Raw genomic sequence first — 18,803 nt, forward strand, 5'->3', positions numbered from 1 at the left:
GAGATGGGAGTGAAGGGGCTATGGATGGGCTATCTGTGTGACCGGCGCGGAGGGAGATGGAGACTTCGCCCTGCATAATCCTAAGGTTTGGAACATCTTGAAATGCTGGAGGCACGGTTCTATCGGGAAGAGACGGTAGCGGTCGATTATCGAGAAGCTCCTGAATTCTTGGAGGTGAAGATGCGCAAGAGAGGGGAGATGAGTCGAAAAGACCGAAGATACCGGCGATGCTTATGTTATGATTATAAAAAAGGCATAAGAAGAGTCGATGTTGGATCGCGATCAGATACTGTCAGTGCTTAGAGATTACAAAAAACGGTATGGAAGCCGCTATGGGATCATTGAAATAGGGGTTTTCGGCTCTTATGCCCGAGGGGATGCCGATGAGGAAAGTGATGTGGATGTTTTCTTGAAATTGGAACGTCCCGACCTTTTTCTTCTTTCGCGTATTCGTCTGGATCTCGAGGAACTTCTCGGAATACCGACCGATGTGATCCAAGTCCGTCGGAAGATGAACCGATTTCTCAAAAAGCATATCGAGGAAGAGGCGATCAGTGCCTAAAACCGCTTTGCTCAGGGAGATCCTCTCACAGATCGATTCAGCTATAGCGACGATTAAATACAGGTTTGAACCCGTCAAGTGTGTGGATGATTTTATCGAGACTCCCGAGGGGCAGGAAAAACTCGACAGTCTCTGTATGCTGTTTATCGCGATTGGTGAAAGCCTCAAAAAAATCGATAAGTTGACGGATGGGGAATTGCTTGGCCGCTACGATACGATCGACTGGAAAGCGATCAAGGGGATGAGAGATGTGCTGTCTCACCATTACTTTGATATAAACGCTGAGGCGATTTTCAATGTCTGTGATCGCGAATTGGATGATTTGCATAGGACGATCAAAACGATCGAAAACGATTTGAAAAATCTATAGAGCAGGAGCGGCGGTGGGCGACCCGAGTGTGGAGGATCTGCTGGAGATCCTCGAAAAGGACAATCTCTTTCTGACCGGAGCGGCGGGGACCGGTAAGAGCTGGATGACCAACCGGATCATCGAAGTCTATCGGGAAGCGGAGCGGGGGGTCGTGGCGCTGGGTTCTACCGGGGTGAGCGCCGTCAATATCGGGGGCGTGACGCTTCACAGCTTTTTCGTCCTGGGGATCTGCAACAGTTTCGAAGAGCTCAAAGAGCACGACCGCCGCAACAAAAAGCGCCTGACGGACCTCAAACGCCTGCTGGCGGCTACGGAGCTCATTGTCATCGATGAGGTGAGTATGATCGGGGTAGAGACCCTGGAGATGATCCGTTACCGTCTCGAGAGCCTGGGCTACGGCGGTCGGGTGATGTTTGTCGGGGATTTCTACCAACTGCCGCCGGTGGTGCGGCGGGAGCGTTCGCCTTCCTCTTCGCTGTTCGGTGAAGCGCTCTATGCTTTCGAGAGCGGGGCGTGGGAAGCCTTCGCCCCCAAGGCGGTGGAGCTGAGGACGATGCACCGTACCCGAGATAGTGAATTTACGCGGATCCTTTCCAGGATCCGCCGCGGGGAGCGGGACCGGGAAGTGGTGGATTACCTCCTGGCGCTTTGCAACAACGATTCGGTCTACCAGGAGGAGCCCACCTGGCTCTTCGGGCGCAACCAGGAGGTGGAGCGGATGAACAAAGAGTCCCTCGACCGTCTGGAGGGGGAAGAGTATCTCTTCTTTGCCGAGCTGGAGAAGGAGAAGCAGTTGAACCCTAAACGGCTGGAGAGTTGGCAGAAGATGCTGCCGGTGCAGGAGCAGCTGCGGCTCAAGGTAGGGGCGCCCGTGCTCTTCACCGTCAACAAGTGGGGGCGCTATGTCAACGGAGAGCGGGGGATCCTCCACAGCGTGGAAGAGGATTTCCTGGTGGTGGACAAAGGGGACGAATTCGTGCGGGTCGAGCCCCACGAGTTTGTCTTGGGAGAGCCCCAGATCGGGGAAAACGGCGGAGTGGAGCTGCGCCCTCTGGCAACGCTGAAGCAGTTTCCCCTCAAACCGGCCTATGCCGTCACCATCCATAAATCCCAGGGGATGAGCATCGACCGTCTGGTCTGCAATGTCGACACGCTCTTCGCCCCCAGCCAATTCTATGTGGCTATCTCACGGGCTACCGACCCCAAAGGGCTCAAGATCGACTTCAACCGGGGGGATTTCAGCCGTTATCTTGAACGGGTGATCCGGGTGGATGAGCGGGTAAATGAGTTTTACGACGGACTATAAAATAGTGAGGAATTAGGAGTGAGAAGTGAGGAGTTGGGGTATGCGTTGCTTCGCAACGCTTTTGTTTTTGATGAAGGGCAAGATTGATATTTCAAATTCTAAAGGGAAGCCTGCGTGAAGATAAATATTTATATCGTTGATAAGAAAGGGAAAAAAGAGCTCTATGAGCCTTTGGTGGAGCACTACCGCAAGCTCTGCCGTCCCTGGGCCCAGGTGGAGGTGCACGAGATTTTTGGCAAAGAGATCGCCCGGGCCCAGGACCAGGGGCCGGCACAGGCGCAGAAGAGTTATACCCAGGCGCTGGAGCGGTTTCGGGGCAGCGGCTACGATATCGTGCTCGATCCCGAGGGGAGGGAAGTCACCAGCGAAGCTTTCGCGGAACTGCTTAAGGATCGGCAAGTGGTCAACTTCTATATCGGCGGTGCTTACGGCTTTGAGCGCTCCTTTGTTCACACAAGTGATAAATCCGTCTCCTTTGGTAGAATTACGCTTTCACACAAGTTGGTGAAAGTGGTTTTGATGGAACAGATCTTTCGGGGTCTGTCGATTATTCATCACCATCCCTACCACAAATAAACGCAGGAGCAAGTATGCTGACACCCGAAGAGATGAAAGAGTTCGAGCGAGAGTTGAACGCGCGAAAAGAACAGATCCTCAAAAACCTCGACGAGGCCAAGAACAAGATGACCCTGATGCAGAATCAGGAGCCCAAGGACGAGGGGGATTATGCCGCACTCGCCGTCGAGGCGGATATCGATGAACGTATTATCCAGCAACAACGTGCGGAGCTCAATGAGATCGAGATCGCTTTGGGTAAAATAAAAGCCGGAACCTACGGAATTTGCGAAATGTGCGAAGAGCCCATCGGTATCGAGCGGCTCAAAGTCAAAAACTTCGCGCGTTACTGTATCGCCTGCCGCGAAATCGTCGAACGGGAGCATTAAGCCCCGACAACCCTAATTGAGGAGGAGCCAAATGCGTCTGGGGACCTATTTTTTCACCGGTCTGATCTTCATCGTCATCGCTACGGGCGTGACCTACTTTTTCTATCCGGGATACCACAGCATCACACTGATGGGGATTACGCTGAGACTTCCCGTCGCCGTTTGGATCGCGATCCCTCTGCTGCTTCTCTTTTTGCTGACTTTGCTGCATATGGCTTATCACGGGTCCCGCGACTATTTCCAGCGCCGTAAGTGGATCCGCGATGCCCAGGAGCTTCAGGACGCTCTCTATTGGTCGCTGCTGAGGGAGCCCAAAGAGCACCACTACAGTATGCCGCAGATGAAAGAGGGGGCTCCGCTTCTCAATGTTTCCCAGCTTTATGTGGTGGGAAATGTGCACGGCTTGAGCGACAAGCTTATGCAGTCCATCGAGTGGGTCAAAAAGATCGAGTCGGGTGAATATGTCGATCTCAAATCCAAAAAAGTAGAGCGTTTTCTCTCCAAAGAGAATCCCCTCGTCGTGCGCAATCAGCTCAATCGCATCGACGCCGATCCGAAATTCGCCGAAGAGGTGCTCCAGGCCCGGGAATCCTACGATCCCGCCGTCGCGGCCAAGGCACTGGATACGCTTGTAGCTCGGCAAGATCTCTACAAGCTCAAGCGCTTCCTGCCGATGATGGAGAAACGACATTTTTATCAGCTTTTGGAACGTGTCGATCGCAAAGAGGATATCGGCTTCACTTCTGCGATGGCCGAAGTCTTCGCGAAAAACTTCTCGCTGGAGTGCCCCGACTTCATCCGGCTGCTCCAGACAGCTCTGCGGCGTTTCAAACCCGACGAGAATCTGGCACTCTTCAAAAAGCTCGCCAAAGAGAAAGAGGAGGCCCAGAGCGCCTATCTCTATCTCCTCTTTGAATATGAGATGCTCGACGAAGCGGAGAAGTTTCTCGAAGAGCATGACGAAAACGAGTTCAAACCCTTCCGTGCATTGCTCATCCTCAAGCGCGAAAAACACCACTTCCGCATCGACGATCTGATCGACCCCGACATCGCCTGCCGATGAAGCTCGACTTTTCCCAACCTCTCTACGCGCTAGCCCCCCTGGCGGGCTTTACCGATCTTCCTTTTCGGTCAATGGTCAAAAAGTTCGATGTCGACCTGACCGTGAGCGAAATGATCAGCTCCAACGCCCTGGCCCACGAAAACGCCAAGACTTTGAAGATGCTGGAGAAGTCCCCTCTGGAAGATCCCTACAGCGTGCAGATCGCCGGCAGTGACCCGGAGACGATTAAACGGGCCCTGGATGTGATCAATGCCAGAGAGGGGATCGATATCGTCGATCTCAACTGCGGCTGTCCCGCTCCCAAGGTTTTCAACAACCTGCAGGGGAGTGCGTTGCTGGGCGATCCCGAAAAGCTGGGCAGGGCGGTCGAGACGATCAAAGCCTATTCCAACAAGCCCTACACTTCCGTCAAGATGCGCCTGGGGGTCAGAGAAAAAAACCACGTGGAGCTGGCCAAAGTGATCGAGGAGGCGGGAGCCGACTTTATCGCCGTTCACGGCCGTACCCGGGCGGGGCGCTACAAGGCCCCCGTCGATTACGATGCGATTCGAGAAGTCAAAGAGGCGGTGCGCATCCCTGTCATCGCCAACGGAGATATCGACTCGCCCCAAAAGGCCCGCTGGGTGCGGGAATATACCGGCTGCGACGGCATTATGATCGGCCGGGCCGCGGTGGGCAGGCCCTGGATCTTCGCCCAGATCAAAGAGGGGCTCGACGAGCCGAGCGTCGATCTGATCCGGGAAGTGGTCCTGGAGCATTTCGACCAGATGATCGCCCATTACGGCGACTACGGGGTTTTCCTCTTCCGCAAGCACCTGCACACCTACTCCAAAGCGGGCCTGCCAGGCGCGGGAGCCTTCCGCAATGCCGTGAACACCATCACCGATCCCGCCAAAATGCGTGGGGAAATCGAGCGTTTCTTCAGCCAGGAACCTGTGGCGGGAATGACGAGGGGATAAAAGGCCGGTCACTCCTTTTTGTCAGGTTCAAGAGGAGAGCAGCTCTTTGCGTCTTTTCAAATCTTCTTCGGTCAGACAGGCCAGTTCGTAATATTCATTCTCTCCGAAAGAGAACTCGGCAATCGTCTCCAGGCCCAGTTTTCGGCTATGGGCGGCATAGGATCGCGGATTGGCCTTATTGACGAAGGTCACCAGGACTTCGTATCGGAGCCGCATCGCTTCGCGGGCATATTCAAAAAGCGCTTCGAGCAGGCCGCTGCCCCGGTGCTCTTTGGCGATACAGACGGGTCCGTATTGATAGGAGTTCGCCGTATCGAGCTTCCTGCCCCGATAGCGGAGGCTCGGAAGGTTGCGAATCATTTGGCGGAAAATGGGCCACCTGGCGCAGTAATCCCAACTAGCGGCCATCACATACCCCATGGCTTGTCTTTCTTTCATCGCCACAAAAAGCCCCCGCTCCGCTTCGATCAACTCCTGGAGGAGCGGTGCGTCGAAATCGGTGGTCACAAAACCGTCGGCCCGATCCTCCGGCGCGATGGTCGCGATCTGATAGCGACGATGCAGGGCCAAAACCGCCGGAATATCCTCAAGTCGGGCTTCTCTTATGATCATTTTGTCTCCTTTGCCCGGTAGTGCTTCATCAGCTCTGTCAGTTCCGAATCTCCGGGTGCGTTTCGTTTTTCGAGAGCGTGCACAATCCGTGTGAAACGTTCTTGGGGTAGTCGCTGTCCGAATTTAATCCGGTGGCGGATCTCGTGCAGGGTAATGCGTGTCACGGCGGTCGCCTCCAGCGCACGGGTATAGTCGGGGTGATCGAGGGGGATGTATCCGCCTTCGGGTTGATATTTCCTCATCAGCAGCTCCATAATCCGGGCTTTTTCCGAAAGCTCATTGACCGATGAAGCCTCTCCACGCCCCTCTAGTGAGATGAAAAAATCGGTCGCGGGGCAGGCGCGTCAGTCGTCAGTGCTGAAATAGGAGGGGATAATGCCGTAATCTTTGACGATACTGATCCCCACTCTCGGATCGTTGCCCATCAGCGTCATTTTTCTGCCGCTTCTTTTTCCGTGAAAATAGAGGGAGTCTCCTTCCAGCACGAAATTCACCGGTACCACAGCCGGAAATCCCGTTTCGGGATGATGGAGCGCCAGTGTGGCGAAAGGGGCGCTCCGGCAAACCTTTTTGATTAGCTCTTGCTCTGTCATCTTTTGCTCCTTGGGTGTCGATGCGGTATCATAGCGCCTATCTGACCTGATGAAAAGGGCCAAATTTTATAAAAAACAAAGGGACAGAATGCTTCTCCCCCTGGATGACAATGCGGGAACTCCCCTCTATGAGCAGCTCTACAGGGTCCTGAAATCCTGGATCGTCAATGAAGCCGAAGCCGGGGAGAGGCTCCCCTCTGTCCGCGCCCTGGCCAAGGAGAATCGTCTCAGCCGCACCACTGTCGAATCCGCCTATGCCCAGCTCTACGCCGAGGGATATATCCAAAGCCGTCCCCGTTCGGGATATTATGTGGCCGAGGATCTTCTCTCGGTCCACTCCCCCCATTCGCTTCCCTCGGATTCGCCGGAGCCCCGCTCCGGGGCCGGGAGCGAATCGTGCTATGACTTTTGCCCAGCCCGACTGAGTCGGGAGATCTTTCCTATGAAACTCTGGCGGCGGCTGACGCTGCAGGCGCTTCAGGAAGATCTCGATATGGGCGCCTACCCGGAAGGGCAGGGAGAATCGGGGCTTCGGCGGGCCCTGGCCGACTACCTCAACCGCATCCGAGGCACCCGCTGCCGTCCCGATCAGATCGTACTCTGTGCCGGCTTTTCCGAAGCCGTCTCTCTGGCGGCGGCCCTGATCGACCTGCTGCCTAGGACTTTGGCGATCGAATACCCCGGATACCGGCTGACCGAACAGATCTTTACCGAGCACGGTTACGACATCAAGTGGGTGGGAGTGGGGGCCCGGGGGATCGACCTCGAAGCCCTGGAATCCACCTCCGCCCGGGTGCTCTACACCACCCCTTCGCGGCAATACCCCACCGGAGTCACCCTCCCCATCGCCAAACGCCAAGCTCTGCTGGAGTGGGCCGAGAGAAACTCTGCGTATCTTTTGGAAGACGATTACGACAGCGAACTCAATTACCTGCACCGCCCGATCCCGGCGATGCAGGGGCTGGACCGCGGGGGGCGGGTCCTCTATCTAGGGACCTTTTCCAAATCCCTCTCTCCGGCCCTTCGGGTCGCTTATCTGGTGCTGCCCGATGCGCTGCTGGAACGCTACCGCTCTCTGAGCCGCTCCCATTTCGCTCAGGTCTCCCTACCGCTGCAAAAGACCCTCGAACTCTTCATCACCGGAGGGCACTGGGAGCGCCATCTGCGACGGGTCCGCACCCTCAACCGCCGCCGTCACGACCGGATGCTCAAGGCTTTACAGCGGGAACTGGGAGATGAGATCGAGATCCTCTCCAGCGGCGGGGGCCTGGCCATTCCTGTGCGTCCCAGGGTGGCGATCGATCTTGTAAAGCTGCGGGAAGTGGCGGCGACAAAAGGCCTGCGGCTCTACCTCGCCAGCGACTTCTACGGCAAAGACTGGGAAGCGCTGCGTATGGGCTTCGGGGGTTTGAGCGAAGAGCAGATCGATGCGGGGGTGGCGGAGTTGGCGAAACTCTGGAGAGAACTCCGGGAAAGATGAGAAAGCTCATTGAATTTCTCTTTGCTATACTATTCCGAAGAGAAGGAGCGCTCATAAAATGAAAGTGACAAACGAGACGCATACAGCCGCCATCAAGACGCTACAGGAATACTTCAAGTCGGGCAAGCAATATCCCTTTGTTTTGCTTTTCGGTTCCTTCGCCTCGGGAGAGGCCGCGCCTTCCAGCGATGTCGATCTTGGCATTTATGTCGGCAAAGAGCCCGATTTTCTGGAGATGGGTAGGCACATCAGTACGTTGGAGTCCCTGCTTCAGCGCCGTGTCGATCTGACGCTGCTCGACGATCTGGAAGCGCGCAATCCCTTGCTTGCCTTTGAAATTTTGAACCAACATATTCCGCTGCTGATTCGAGATAATGAACGTTATATCGCCTTCAAGACCCGGGCGCAACTGGCCTATCTCGATGCCCGGCCGTTGATCGAAGCCAATAGAGAAGCTCTGCAAAAGCGTATCGAAGCCAACCGTATCGGAGAACGAAACTTTGCTACAACGTATTGAGCAACTCGAAGAGAATATCCGGTCGCTTCAGCAATTCAAAGAGGAACACTCTCTGGAATCGATTCGTCGAAACCGTTTCGATGAGTGGGCTTTGCGCTACGGTCTTTTCGAATCGATCCAAATACTTATCGATCTTTCCTGCCATTTGGTACACCGGTATAACCTGGGAGCGGTCAAAAGCTACGGTGAATGTATCAGGCGCCTGGTCGAACACGGCTATCTCGAAGCGGCGTTGGGAGAACGGCTCACCGGAGCCGTGGGCTTGCGCAATCTCCTCATACACGAGTACGCACGCATCGATCCTGAAAAGCTCTACGGTTTTTTGGAATTGACGGGGGATTTTACAGACTTTATCCGGCAAATCACCGGGCAGGGGGCCTTGGAGTAACATCGGTCAGACTGCCATCAAATTTACCGTCAGCGCCCGGCTATGTTACAATCGCGGCAAAAAGGCCCCTATGAAAACCATCATTCTCGATACCGAAACCACCGGCACCGATGCCGAAGACCGGATCTGTCAGCTTGCCTACCTGGTGCTCGATGAGAGCGGCGAAGTGGTAGAGCATTACAATGAGCTCTGCACGCCGCCCCTTGAGATCAAATACGACGCGATGGCGATCCACCACATCACTCCGGAGATGTTGGAGGGCAAACCCGCCTGCACCGAGACCGAAGGGTTTCGCCGCCTCCGGGAGCTCAATAGCCCGGAGAACCTGCTCGTCATCCAGAACGCCCCCTTCGATCTGGCGATGCTCGAAAAAGAGGGCTTCGAAAATCGGATGCGCCTCATTGATACCTTCCGGCTGGTGCGCAAATTTATGCCCGACTCTCCCCAGCACGGCCAGCAATATCTACGCTACGCTCTGGGACTCTACCGCGAGGAGCCGGCGCTGATCGAGAAATTGGGCGAAGAGGTACGGGCCCACGACGCCCTGGGCGATGTGATCGTGCTTAAGCATCTCTACGAATATCTGCTGCGGGAGCATAGCGCCGAAGAGATGGCAGAGCTTTGCGAGGGTCCGATCCTTTTGGAGCAGATGCCGATGGGCCGCCACCGGGGCAAGCGGATCGAAGAGGTGGCGCTGCAGCACCGCAACGACCTGCTCTATATGGTGGAAAATTTCGATCTCGATCAGGATGTGCGTTACTCTTTCGAGTATTGGCTGGAGCAGACCAAAGACCGGGTCAAAGTGACCATCGGCTTTGGGAAACACAAGGGCAAAACCCCCGAAGAGGTGGTCGGTATCGACCGGAGCTACCTGGAGTGGATGCGGGACAAAGCCGACCGGATTCCGGCGGAGCTCAAGGCGGAGCTGGAGAGAGTGTTGGGGAGTGAGCGTTGAATTATATTTTTTAATATCCTTCTAAACTTTTTTTGGTATCTTTAGAGAGATTTTCTAATTACGAAGCGGGGAAAAGGAGTGCGGGTGTCTCAGGGGCAGAAGAGCGGTGAGATCGTCGTGAGTGAAGGAGGGCGCCTGGACAAGGTGCTCTCCGCCGCCCTGGGGGCGAGCCGCAATCAGGTCGCCAGGCTCATTGAAGCGGGGGCCGTCAGCGTCGAGGGGATTCCCGCAGAAAAAGCGAGCCGCAAGGTGGAGCCGGGTGAACGGATCGCCTACCGCATCCTCGAAGCGCCGCGGCGGGATAGCCTGCCGGTGGAGTTCGATGTGGAGGTGCTCTACGAGGACGAATACCTGATGATCCTCAACAAGCCCGCCGGCGTGGTGGTCCATCCCGCTCCTTCGGTCCGGGAGCCGACCCTGGTGCATTGGCTGGTGCAGCGGGGGATTTCCCTCTCCACCCTGGCGGGAGAGGAACGCCACGGCATCGTCCACCGCCTCGACAAGGAGACCAGCGGGGCTTTGGTCATCGCCAAGACCAACGCCGTCCACCAGGCCCTCAGCGAAGAGCTCAAGAGCCGGGAGATGGGGCGCTACTATCTGGCGCTCATCGACCACCCCCTCAAAGAGGATCTGACGGTCGATGCCCCCATCGCCCGCAATCCCGCCAACCGCCTCAAGATGGCGGTGGTCGAAGGGGGGCGGGAGGCACGGACCGATTTTTTGAAGCTTGCCGAAGGGGAAGAGGGGAGCGAACTCATCGCCGCGCGCCTCCATACCGGGCGCACCCATCAGATCCGGGTCCATCTGGCGAAGATCGGACGGCACATTCTGGGCGATGAGCTCTACGGTTATCGGGGGGCTCAGGGAAAGATCCCAAGAGTCTTCCTCCACGCGGCCCGGCTCTACCTGACCCATCCCGCCACGCATAGGCGTCTGGAGGTCTCGGCCCCGATCCCCGAGGATATGCGGGAGTATCTGCGAAAACACTATACGAGGAGTACCATCGATGAAACGACTTTACCGGATCGTCTGCCTGAGCTGTTTGCTCGCCGCTTCCCTGGCGCTTAGCGGCTGCGCCGACGCCTTGGGCAGCGTCACCAGCCTCACCGCGGTCAAGACCGACCTCTCTATGCCCACCATCAAAGGGGTCAAAACCGTGGTGGACCGGACCAGTGTCGGCTTCGAGTGGCAGCCGATCACCGACAAGCGGGTCGAAGGCATCGATGTCTACCGGGCACTGGCGACCGGAGGTGCTCAGGAGAAGTATGAAAAGATCGCCACCATCTCCAACCGCTATGCGACCCATTTCGTCGATACGAGCATTCGCCCTTCGACTACCTATGACTACACTTTCAAAACCTTCGGCGTACTCTTCGGCTCGGCGCCCGGACAGATCGTCAGGGTCAAGACCGCGCCTCCGATGCCGGCGGTCAATCTGGTCAAAGCCTATCAGCCCGATCCCGGTGTGGTCAAGCTGCTCTGGACCCCCCACCCGGATCCCCGCATCGTCGACTATGTGGTTCAGCGACGTTTGGAAAGCGGCCCCTGGAAGTATCTCGATACGGTCAAGGGGCGTTTGAGCCCCGAATATGTCGATATGTCTCCCGCCAAGGGCCATCGCTACGGCTATCGGGTCATCGCCCGCAGCGCCGACAAGATCCAGTCACTGCCCAGCCGATCGCTGGACGTGACCATCCATTAGGAGCCTTTAGTCTATGCCTCATCTCATCGTCAAACCCTTCGACCGTCAAACCCTCGACCGGCTGGCCCGGAAGGGGGAGCTCTGTACCTTTCGGGCCGTGGCCCCGGAACGCAGGATCGAACTGCTGGGGGTGCGGGACGAGGGAGGGGAGTTCCTCCTCGAGATCAAAGACCGGGGTGAAGATTGCCTCATCCGCTCCGACAAGATCACCCGCCCTCTGGATGCCAACCGGATCAAAAAGGTCCTGAAACGCCTGGCGGAGGCAGCCGAGCTGCAGATCCTCCACTCCAACATCGCCCTCTCTCCTACTCAGCCCCGGGTCGCCTCGGAGTATGACAAGGGGATCCGGGAGTTCGAAGCGCCGGAGTTCCCGCGGGAGAAGGTGGCGCTGGAGGTCGGCTTTGGAAGCGGGCGCCATCTGCTTTGGCAAGCCAAAGAACATCCCGACACCCTCTTCATCGGGATCGAGATTCACACCCCCTCCGCCCGGCAGGTCCTTAAGCAGATCGAGCTGCAGGGCCTGGAGAATATCTGGGTGGTCAACTACGATGCGCGGCTGCTGCTGGAGATGCTGCCTTCTAATCGGCTCGAAGCAATCTATGTTCACTTCCCTGTCCCCTGGGACAAGAAGCCCCACCGCCGGGTCATCAGCGAACGTTTCCTGGCCGAGTCGTTGCGCGCGCTGCGCCCCGGCGGGATTCTGGAGTTGCGAACCGATAGCGACAACTACTACCGCTACGCCCTGGAGGTTTTCAGCACTCCACCCAAGATCGACTTTCGGGTCGAGAAGAATCGGGACTTGCCGGTCGTGAGTAAATACGAGGCCCGTTGGCGACGGCAACAGAAGGATATCTATACCCTCACCGTCACGGCGCAGGAGCTTTCCCCCGAGCGGGAAAATGATTATAATTTCACCTTTGACAAACCGGTGCTGCTCGAGAAACTCGAAGCGCTTCCCCGTAAACCGATCGTGACAGAGGGGTGTTTTGTCCATTTCGGGCCCCACTATCGGCGCAGCGACGCTCAGGGCGGGATCATCGAGTGCTCCTTCGGCAGTTTCGACCGCCCCGAGCACAAATACCTCCGCTACGACGGGGAAGGGCGGGTGGAGTATTTCCCGGAGATCCCGGTCAAAACGGCGGTCAACGCCCAGGCACATCGCCTCATAGGAGAGTGGATCCATGGCTAATGTCATCAGTGCCTCCAAGCTGACCCTGGCCTACGACGGCGGGCGCAAAGAGATCATCAAGCACGCCAGCTTTTCGATACGCAAGGGGGAATTCGTCTTCATCACCGGCCCCAGCGGAAGCGGCAAATCGACCTTGCTCAAATCCTTCTACGGGGCGCTCAAACCCAAGGAGGGAAAGCTCACCGTAGGCGGGCTGGATATGGGGCGCATCAGCCGGGGCAAACTCCAGGAGCTTCGCACCCATATGGGGATCATCTTCCAGGATTACAAACTGATCAACGAGTGGACGGTGGAGAAGAATGTGGTCCTTCCCCTGATCATCGCCGGATACAGCACCGAGATCCAGCAGACCCAGGCCAAGAAGCTCCTGCGGCATGTCAAGCTCACAGAGCAAGCCAACCGGTACCCCCTAGAGCTCAGCGGTGGGGAACAGCAGCGGGTGGGGGTCGCCCGGGCTTTGAGCAAAAACCCCTTCCTGATCCTGGCGGACGAGCCCACGGGGAACCTGGATGAGTACTCCTCCAACGTCATTTGGGACCTGATGGAGAACGCCTGCGATCAATTGGGGTCGACGGTCGTGGTGGTCACCCACCGCATCCCCACGATCTTCAACATTCCCTACCGCCATTTCATCATTGAGAACAAGGGGATTTATGAAGTCCGTTAGAGATCATCTGATGTTTCTGCTGCCGCTGCTGGCGATCCTGCTGGGCGTGGAGTTTTTCCTGGTATTCAACCGGGTCACCCAGAATGCCGAAGAGAAACTCCGTCAGAGCTACTCCATCCTGGTTGTGAGTGAAAAGGCGATGAGTCTCAAGGATTTCCAAAAGGTCGACCGGCATATCGCCGAAGCCGCCCCCATTCCCAAAAAGCAGATTGCCAAAGAGATCGCCCGTGGGATGAAAAACACTCCCGACCGGGAAATTCTGGCGGCGCTGCCCCACTTCTATACCCTCCATCTCGACCGCTACCTCAGTCAGGATCAAGTGGAGAAGATCCGTCAAAAACTCCTCAAAGTCCCCGGAATCAAAAAGGTCGAGACCTTCGGAGAGAACCTCCGGGCCAAATACAATCTCTTCATTTTCCTCAAGATCATTCTCTGGAGTTTCGTGGGGCTGATGGGGCTGGTGAGCCTCTTTTTGGTGCTCAAGCAGATGGAAGTGTGGCAGTTGGCCCATCGGGAGCGGATGCAGGTGATGGAGATCTTCGGTGCTCCGATGCTGCTGCGCAGCGGAGTGCTCTTTCGTATGGGGATCGTGGATGCCATTCTGGCTACGGCGATCACCGTCGGGCTTTTCATCTTTTTGCGTTATGAATACGCTCCCCGAAGCGGGATCGAGATCCTGATGGATAAGCAGGCGCTGCTTTTCCAGTGGCGGGACCTGGAGATCCTCGGGGGGATCGCTCTGGTCATCGTCATCACCGCGGTTTTGACCGTCGCTTTTAAAAGCCGAGGGCCTATGGAGTGATGATGCGCCTGTTGTGGATAGTGCTCCTGCTGGGGGTGATGGGGGCCGAGGCTTCCCAGATCGTCCAGAAGATCCAGACTTCCAAAAAAACCCTGCAATCCACCGAGGCTGAAAAACAGGCGGCCAGCCGCCAACTCTCCAAATTGGCCGCCTCCATCAAAGCGACCGAAAAGGAGTTGGCGGCCCTGCAGAAAAAACTCGACATCCTGGCCAAACAGAAGAGTGCCGGGGAAGAGAAATACGCCGATGCCCTGCAACGGATCAAGGGACTCGACGAACAGATCGCCCAACTGGACCAGGACATCCGCCGCCGCCACGACCGGTTTATCAAGCTCCTGAGCGACCAGTTCGCCACCATCGTCGCGATGCGGCAGATGCAGCGTCAGAGTGAGCGGGGGATCATCCTCGAAGCCTACTACCAGCGCTACAAAAAAGCGATGGACAAAAAACTCCGCCAACTCAAAGAGAGTATCGATCGGAGTCGGCGCTCCAAGCAGGTTCTCCTCTTATCGCGCGCCAAGCTCAAACGGAGTATCGCCAAGCTCGATGCGTTGCGTTCCTTGTACCGGATGAAAAAGAAGCGCTCGGAGAAACTTTTGAAACAGTTGGCCGCCGAAGAGAAACTCTACCGTCAGAAACTCCAAAAGCTCATCAGCCGCCAAAACGCGCTGCGCCAAACCCTGGCCAAGCTCAATATTCTTCGCAAAGAGGAGATCGAAGAGGCCAAGCGCCGGGAAGCCGAACGCAAAGCGGAACTGGCCCGACGTGCCCAGAGGCTCGAAGCGTTGCGCCAAGCCAAGGCCAAAGAGCGTGCGCAGGCCCAGGCGGAGGGAAGGGCGGTCGACTACAGCAGCGTCACCCTCCCGGCCGAAGAGGAGAATGTCAAAGTCAAACAGTACGGCAGCTCCTACCTCAAAGAGCGGGTCGCCCGCTACCGGGGCCCCCGGACCATTTCCCCGATCCGGGGTGCCCGGCTGGTCAAAAGCTTCGGCAACTATGTCGATCCGATCTACAAGATCAAGATCTTCAACGACTCCGTCACCCTCAAAGCGCCCAAGAGCGACGCGACGGTACGCAGTGTCCTCAACGGCAAAGTTGTCTACGTGGGAGAGAACAGCATCCTGGGCAAGGTGGTGATCCTCCAGCATAGCCACGGGCTGCATACCGTCTACGCCGGCCTCTCCAAGATCTCTCCGATCATCCGGACCGGCGCGCGGATCCGCCGGGGAACGGCGGTGGGCAAGGTCCGGCGCAAGCTCATCTTCCAGGCGACCCAAAACGCCAAGCTCATCAACCCGACCCGCCTGATCCGGCTATGAGTAATTGAGAATTGAGAATGGAGAATGGAGAATGGAGAATGGAGAATTTTGGATTATAATTGAGAAACTGACGGAAAATCCTCTAATGACCAATAAACATCCTTACGAGCGAATAAGTATCCAATAAAATTTCTCAACACTCAACACTCAACGCTCAGCGCTCAACTCTCCCAATACCAACAATCCTAAAAGCATCTTTCGCTATAATCGCGTCAAACTATAGAGGGGGCGTCATGAAGCAGCGCAAGCGGGTTTTGGTGAAGTTTTCCGGCGAAGCCCTGGCCGGAGAGGAAGGATATGGGATCGATACGCAGATCCTCAAATTCATCGCCGACGAGATCAAGAAACTGGTCGATGCGGATATCGAAGTGGCGATCGTAGTTGGCGGCGGGAACATCATTCGCGGGGTCACTGCGGCCAAGGACGGCATCATCAAACGGACCAGCGGTGACTATATGGGGATGCTGGCGACGGTCATCAATGGCGTGGCGATCCAGGAGGCCCTGGAGAGCATCGGGCTGGAAGCGCGGCTGCAGAGTGCGATCGATATGCACGAGATCGGGGAAAGCTTCATCGTCCGCCGGGCGCGCCGTCACCTGGAGAAGGGACGGGTCGTCGTTTTCGCCGGGGGGACGGGTAACCCCTATTTCACCACCGATACCGCCGCGACCCTTCGGGCCAGCGAGATCGATGCCGATATGTTGATCAAGGCGACCAAGGTCGACGGGATCTACGACAAGGATCCGATGAAATTCCCGGAGGCCAAAAAGCTCCCCGAGATCAGCTACGACAGGGCGCTTAGCGAGCATATCCGGGTTATGGACGATACCGCCATCGCCCTGGCCAAGGAGAACAAGCTCCCCATCGTCGTCTGCAATATGTTCGAACCCGACAACCTCAAGCGGATCATCGAGGGAGACACTTCTCTCTGCTCGATCGTCCACTGAAGACCAACTTAGAAAAAAGGAAAAGTCCAATGAAAAGACTGGAACAGATCACTGCCAAAGCTCTCGAACGGGTCAACCACGACCGCTATCTCCTGAGCAAAGCCGTCGGCAAGCGTGCCGAAGAACTCAACGCCGGCGCCACACCGCTGGTCGATATGGATGTCAAGAAGCACAAAACCACCGATATCGCCCTCCACGAGATCGCCGAAGGCAAGCTCCACATCGAAAAAGAGGATTGAAAGCGAGCCCGGTTTGAACGATTTCCTGGAACTGGTCAAGAAGCTCAAATCGGTCGATGACGCCATCGAACTGCTGGCGCGACAGATCGAGCTGAGTGACCGGATCCGGGATGCCCTCGATTTCGCCATCGCTGCCCACGAGGGGCAGACCCGCAAGAGCGGTGAACCCTATGTGATCCACCCCATCCTCGTCGCGGCCATTACCGCTTCGATCAGCAACGACGAAACGATGGTCATCTCCGCGCTGCTCCACGATGTGGTGGAGGATACCCCCCATAGCATCGAAGAGATCGGCGAACGTTTCGGACACGATGTCCGGCACATCGTCGAGGGCTTGACCAAGATCGTGGAGATCCGAGATGAGAAGCTTGTCCCCTCCGATTCCAAGGAAAAGCTCATCACCTCGGCACTGACCTTCCGAAAGATGCTCATCGCCTCCATCGAGGATGTGCGGGTCTTGATCATCAAGCTCTGTGATCGGCTCCACAATATGCTCACCCTCGATGCCCTGCCGCCGGCCAAGCAGCTTCGCATCTCCGAAGAGACCCTCGTCGTCTATGCCCCCATCGCCCACCGCCTGGGGATTTCGCGGATCAAAAATCTCCTGGAGGATTTGAGCTTCCGCTACATCTATCCCGAAGATTACCGCACCATCGACGAATACATCAAAGCCAACCACCAGAGCCTCCATATCCGGCTCAATTCCTTCATCGGCAAGGTGAAGAACACCCTCTGTATGTATGGCTTCCATCGGGACGATTTCGAAGTGATCGGCCGGGTCAAGCACTACTACTCCATCTATCTCAAAATGCACCGCAAAGGAATCGGCATCGACGAAGTCCTCGATCTCCTGGCGGTCCGGGTGATCGTCAAGCAGCCCATCGAGTGCTACAAAGCCCTGGGAGCGCTGCATCTGGAGTTCACCCCCCTGATCTCCCGCTTCAAAGATTACATCGCCCTCCCCAAGGACAACGGCTACCAGACCATCCACACGACCCTTTTCGACGATGAAAACATTGTCGAGGCTCAGATCCGCACCGAGCGGATGCACCATCTGGCCGAATACGGTATCGCCGCCCACTGGAAATACAAAGAGGGGGGCGAGAGCGGGGACCAGGAGGTGAAGCTGGAGTGGCTCAAAAGCCTTCCCTATCAGGACGACTCTATCGAAGAGTTCTATGAGTTGGCCAAAAACGACCTCTACAGCGAAGATATCGTCGTCTTCTCCCCCAAAGGGGACTATTTCACCCTCCCCAAGGATTCGGTGGCCCTCGATTTCGCCTATGCGGTCCACTCGGAGATCGGCGACCGGGCCACCGCCGCCATCATCAACAAAGAGCGGGCTTCCCTCCTGACCATTCTCAAAAACGGCGACATCGTCCGGATCGTCACCCAAGAAGAGCCGATTCTGCACTGCTCCTGGGTCGATACCGTCAAAACTTCCAAGGCCAAAGAGGGGATCCGCTCCAAATGCCGGGCCCGTATCCGGGAAGTCAACGAGATGGCGGGCTTCAATATCCTGGCGACCCTTTTCGACCGTTCGGTCGGGGAGATCAGAAGAATTTTGGAAGAGGCGGATGCCCTGAACGGCATCGACCGGGTCCCGACGCAACTGGATGTGCTCAGAGAGAAGATCCACCGCATTTCCAAAGCGGCCAAGATCCGGGAAGTCCGCAAATGGGAAGTCTTCAGACGCGGTTACAAGAAACCCTTTCTCAAAGAGGTCGACCATTTGAGTTTCTACGTCAACAAGCCCCTGGAACGGGTGGAATTCGACTTCTGTTGCCATCCCAAAGTCGGGGATGACATTGTAGCCTTCTATAAGGAAAACAGGGCTATTATTCACCATAAACTCTGCCGTAAAGCCTATGAGCAGATCAAAGCGGGAGAGCCGATGCTCTTCGTCCAATGGCGGGGCAGCAATCTGGGTCGTTATCGGCTGATCGTCGCGCTGCAGAATCAGAAAGGTGTTCTGGCCAAGCTTTTGACCAAGCTCTCCCAGATAGGGCTGAACATCATCAGCATCGAACTGGGGATTCACCGCAGCGACAGCGCCGAGTATTGCCAGATCGAGGTCGAGTCGGAAGGGCCGGACAAAAAAGAGATCGCCCAGGTGATCTCCCGTCAATTCAGGCTGGTGGAGATCACTGCGCTGAATGACGCCTACAACCACAAATAAACGCTGAGGA

23 protein-coding genes are annotated in these 18,803 nt (G+C 56.5%); 20 read left to right on the forward strand and 3 right to left on the reverse strand.

The features are described from left to right. Positions 1-268: 268 nt before the first annotated feature. The 7 genes from NITSA_RS04280 to dusB all read left to right on the forward strand — a co-directional run bounded on the left by NITSA_RS04280 (position 269) and on the right by dusB (position 5,204). The gene (locus NITSA_RS04280) at positions 269-562 is read left to right on the forward strand and encodes a nucleotidyltransferase family protein (RefSeq protein ID WP_013553796.1); all 294 of its coding nucleotides are present in this window, start codon (positions 269-271) and stop codon (positions 560-562) included. Beyond that, positions 555-932, forward strand: a complete 378-nt coding sequence (locus tag NITSA_RS04285) for a HepT-like ribonuclease domain-containing protein (protein WP_013553797.1) — start codon at positions 555-557, stop codon at positions 930-932. The genes NITSA_RS04280 and NITSA_RS04285 overlap by 8 nt, the downstream gene beginning before the upstream one ends. Before the next feature lie 13 nt (positions 933-945). Then, positions 946-2,238, forward strand: coding sequence for an ATP-dependent DNA helicase (locus tag NITSA_RS04290; RefSeq protein ID WP_013553798.1), 1,293 nt, complete (start codon positions 946-948; stop codon positions 2,236-2,238). 114 nt (positions 2,239-2,352) lie between these two features. Then, positions 2,353-2,814: a 23S rRNA (pseudouridine(1915)-N(3))-methyltransferase RlmH gene (locus NITSA_RS04295; RefSeq protein ID WP_013553799.1), complete on the forward strand. Its 462-nt coding sequence runs from the start codon at positions 2,353-2,355 to the stop codon at positions 2,812-2,814. A 14-nt stretch (positions 2,815-2,828) separates the two neighbouring features. After that, complete coding sequence (gene dksA / locus NITSA_RS04300; protein ID WP_013553800.1) at positions 2,829-3,182, forward strand: RNA polymerase-binding protein DksA; 354 nt, start codon at positions 2,829-2,831, stop codon at positions 3,180-3,182. 31 nt (positions 3,183-3,213) lie between these two features. Then, positions 3,214-4,245 (forward strand): hypothetical protein, encoded by a 1,032-nt coding sequence (locus tag NITSA_RS04305; RefSeq protein WP_013553801.1) that lies wholly within the window; start codon positions 3,214-3,216, stop codon positions 4,243-4,245. Next, complete coding sequence (gene dusB, locus NITSA_RS04310; protein ID WP_013553802.1) at positions 4,242-5,204, forward strand: tRNA dihydrouridine synthase DusB; 963 nt, start codon at positions 4,242-4,244, stop codon at positions 5,202-5,204. Before NITSA_RS04305 ends, dusB begins: the two co-directional genes overlap by 4 nt. 27 nt (positions 5,205-5,231) lie before the next feature. Here the strand turns inward: dusB and NITSA_RS04315 are convergent, their stop codons facing one another. From NITSA_RS04315 to NITSA_RS10800, 3 genes are all read right to left on the reverse strand, one after another. Beyond that, positions 5,232-5,816, reverse strand: a complete 585-nt coding sequence (locus tag NITSA_RS04315) for a GNAT family N-acetyltransferase (RefSeq protein ID WP_013553803.1) — start codon at positions 5,814-5,816, stop codon at positions 5,232-5,234. Continuing rightward, positions 5,813-6,058, reverse strand: a complete 246-nt coding sequence (locus NITSA_RS10795) for a hypothetical protein (protein ID WP_148224938.1) — start codon at positions 6,056-6,058, stop codon at positions 5,813-5,815. The genes NITSA_RS04315 and NITSA_RS10795 overlap by 4 nt, the downstream gene beginning before the upstream one ends. 102 nt (positions 6,059-6,160) lie before the next feature. Then, the gene (locus tag NITSA_RS10800; RefSeq protein ID WP_052296602.1) at positions 6,161-6,409 is read right to left on the reverse strand and encodes a pyridoxamine 5'-phosphate oxidase family protein; all 249 of its coding nucleotides are present in this window, start codon (positions 6,407-6,409) and stop codon (positions 6,161-6,163) included. A gap of 88 nt (positions 6,410-6,497) precedes the next feature. On the opposite strand from NITSA_RS10800, the gene pdxR reads away from it, so the two are divergent. The 13 genes from pdxR to NITSA_RS04385 all read left to right on the forward strand — a co-directional run bounded on the left by pdxR (position 6,498) and on the right by NITSA_RS04385 (position 18,793). Beyond that, positions 6,498-7,889, forward strand: a complete 1,392-nt coding sequence (pdxR, locus tag NITSA_RS04325; protein WP_013553804.1) for a MocR-like pyridoxine biosynthesis transcription factor PdxR — start codon at positions 6,498-6,500, stop codon at positions 7,887-7,889. A gap of 58 nt (positions 7,890-7,947) precedes the next feature. Next, positions 7,948-8,406 (forward strand): type VII toxin-antitoxin system MntA family adenylyltransferase antitoxin, encoded by a 459-nt coding sequence (gene mntA, locus NITSA_RS04330; RefSeq protein WP_013553805.1) that lies wholly within the window; start codon positions 7,948-7,950, stop codon positions 8,404-8,406. Beyond that, entirely contained in the window at positions 8,390-8,794 is a 405-nt protein-coding gene (hepT, locus tag NITSA_RS04335) for a type VII toxin-antitoxin system HepT family RNase toxin (protein WP_013553806.1), read from the forward strand. The genes mntA and hepT overlap by 17 nt, the downstream gene beginning before the upstream one ends. A gap of 70 nt (positions 8,795-8,864) precedes the next feature. Further along, complete coding sequence (locus NITSA_RS04340) at positions 8,865-9,749, forward strand: 3'-5' exonuclease (protein ID WP_013553807.1); 885 nt, start codon at positions 8,865-8,867, stop codon at positions 9,747-9,749. 84 nt (positions 9,750-9,833) lie between these two features. Then, positions 9,834-10,817, forward strand: a complete 984-nt coding sequence (locus tag NITSA_RS04345; protein WP_013553808.1) for an RluA family pseudouridine synthase — start codon at positions 9,834-9,836, stop codon at positions 10,815-10,817. Further along, positions 10,756-11,451, forward strand: coding sequence for a fibronectin type III domain-containing protein (locus NITSA_RS04350; RefSeq protein WP_013553809.1), 696 nt, complete (start codon positions 10,756-10,758; stop codon positions 11,449-11,451). The genes NITSA_RS04345 and NITSA_RS04350 overlap by 62 nt, the downstream gene beginning before the upstream one ends. A 13-nt stretch (positions 11,452-11,464) precedes the next feature. Next, on the forward strand, positions 11,465-12,640 hold the full coding sequence (gene trmB / locus NITSA_RS04355; protein ID WP_013553810.1) for a tRNA (guanosine(46)-N7)-methyltransferase TrmB: 1,176 nt from the start codon (positions 11,465-11,467) through the stop codon (positions 12,638-12,640). Next, a complete protein-coding gene (locus NITSA_RS04360; protein ID WP_013553811.1) occupies positions 12,633-13,307 on the forward strand; it encodes a cell division ATP-binding protein FtsE in 675 nt (224 codons plus the stop codon). Before trmB ends, NITSA_RS04360 begins: the two co-directional genes overlap by 8 nt. Next, positions 13,294-14,109 carry a cell division FtsX domain-containing protein gene (locus NITSA_RS04365; protein WP_013553812.1) on the forward strand — a complete coding sequence of 272 codons (816 nt, stop codon included), beginning with the start codon at positions 13,294-13,296 and terminating at the stop codon, positions 14,107-14,109. The genes NITSA_RS04360 and NITSA_RS04365 overlap by 14 nt, the downstream gene beginning before the upstream one ends. Further along, positions 14,109-15,428, forward strand: coding sequence for a murein hydrolase activator EnvC family protein (locus NITSA_RS04370; RefSeq protein ID WP_083799806.1), 1,320 nt, complete (start codon positions 14,109-14,111; stop codon positions 15,426-15,428). The genes NITSA_RS04365 and NITSA_RS04370 overlap by 1 nt, the downstream gene beginning before the upstream one ends. Positions 15,429-15,661: 233 nt before the next feature. Further along, on the forward strand, positions 15,662-16,375 hold the full coding sequence (pyrH, locus tag NITSA_RS04375) for a UMP kinase (RefSeq protein WP_013553814.1): 714 nt from the start codon (positions 15,662-15,664) through the stop codon (positions 16,373-16,375). A 29-nt stretch (positions 16,376-16,404) separates the two neighbouring features. Further along, positions 16,405-16,614: a DNA-directed RNA polymerase subunit omega gene (locus NITSA_RS04380; protein ID WP_013553815.1), complete on the forward strand. Its 210-nt coding sequence runs from the start codon at positions 16,405-16,407 to the stop codon at positions 16,612-16,614. Positions 16,615-16,627: 13 nt separating this feature from the next. Continuing rightward, positions 16,628-18,793, forward strand: coding sequence for a RelA/SpoT family protein (locus NITSA_RS04385; protein WP_013553816.1), 2,166 nt, complete (start codon positions 16,628-16,630; stop codon positions 18,791-18,793). Positions 18,794-18,803: the final 10 nt, after the last annotated feature.

Source organism: Nitratifractor salsuginis DSM 16511, from assembly GCF_000186245.1.
Classification (GTDB): domain Bacteria; phylum Campylobacterota; class Campylobacteria; order Campylobacterales; family Sulfurovaceae; genus Nitratifractor; species Nitratifractor salsuginis.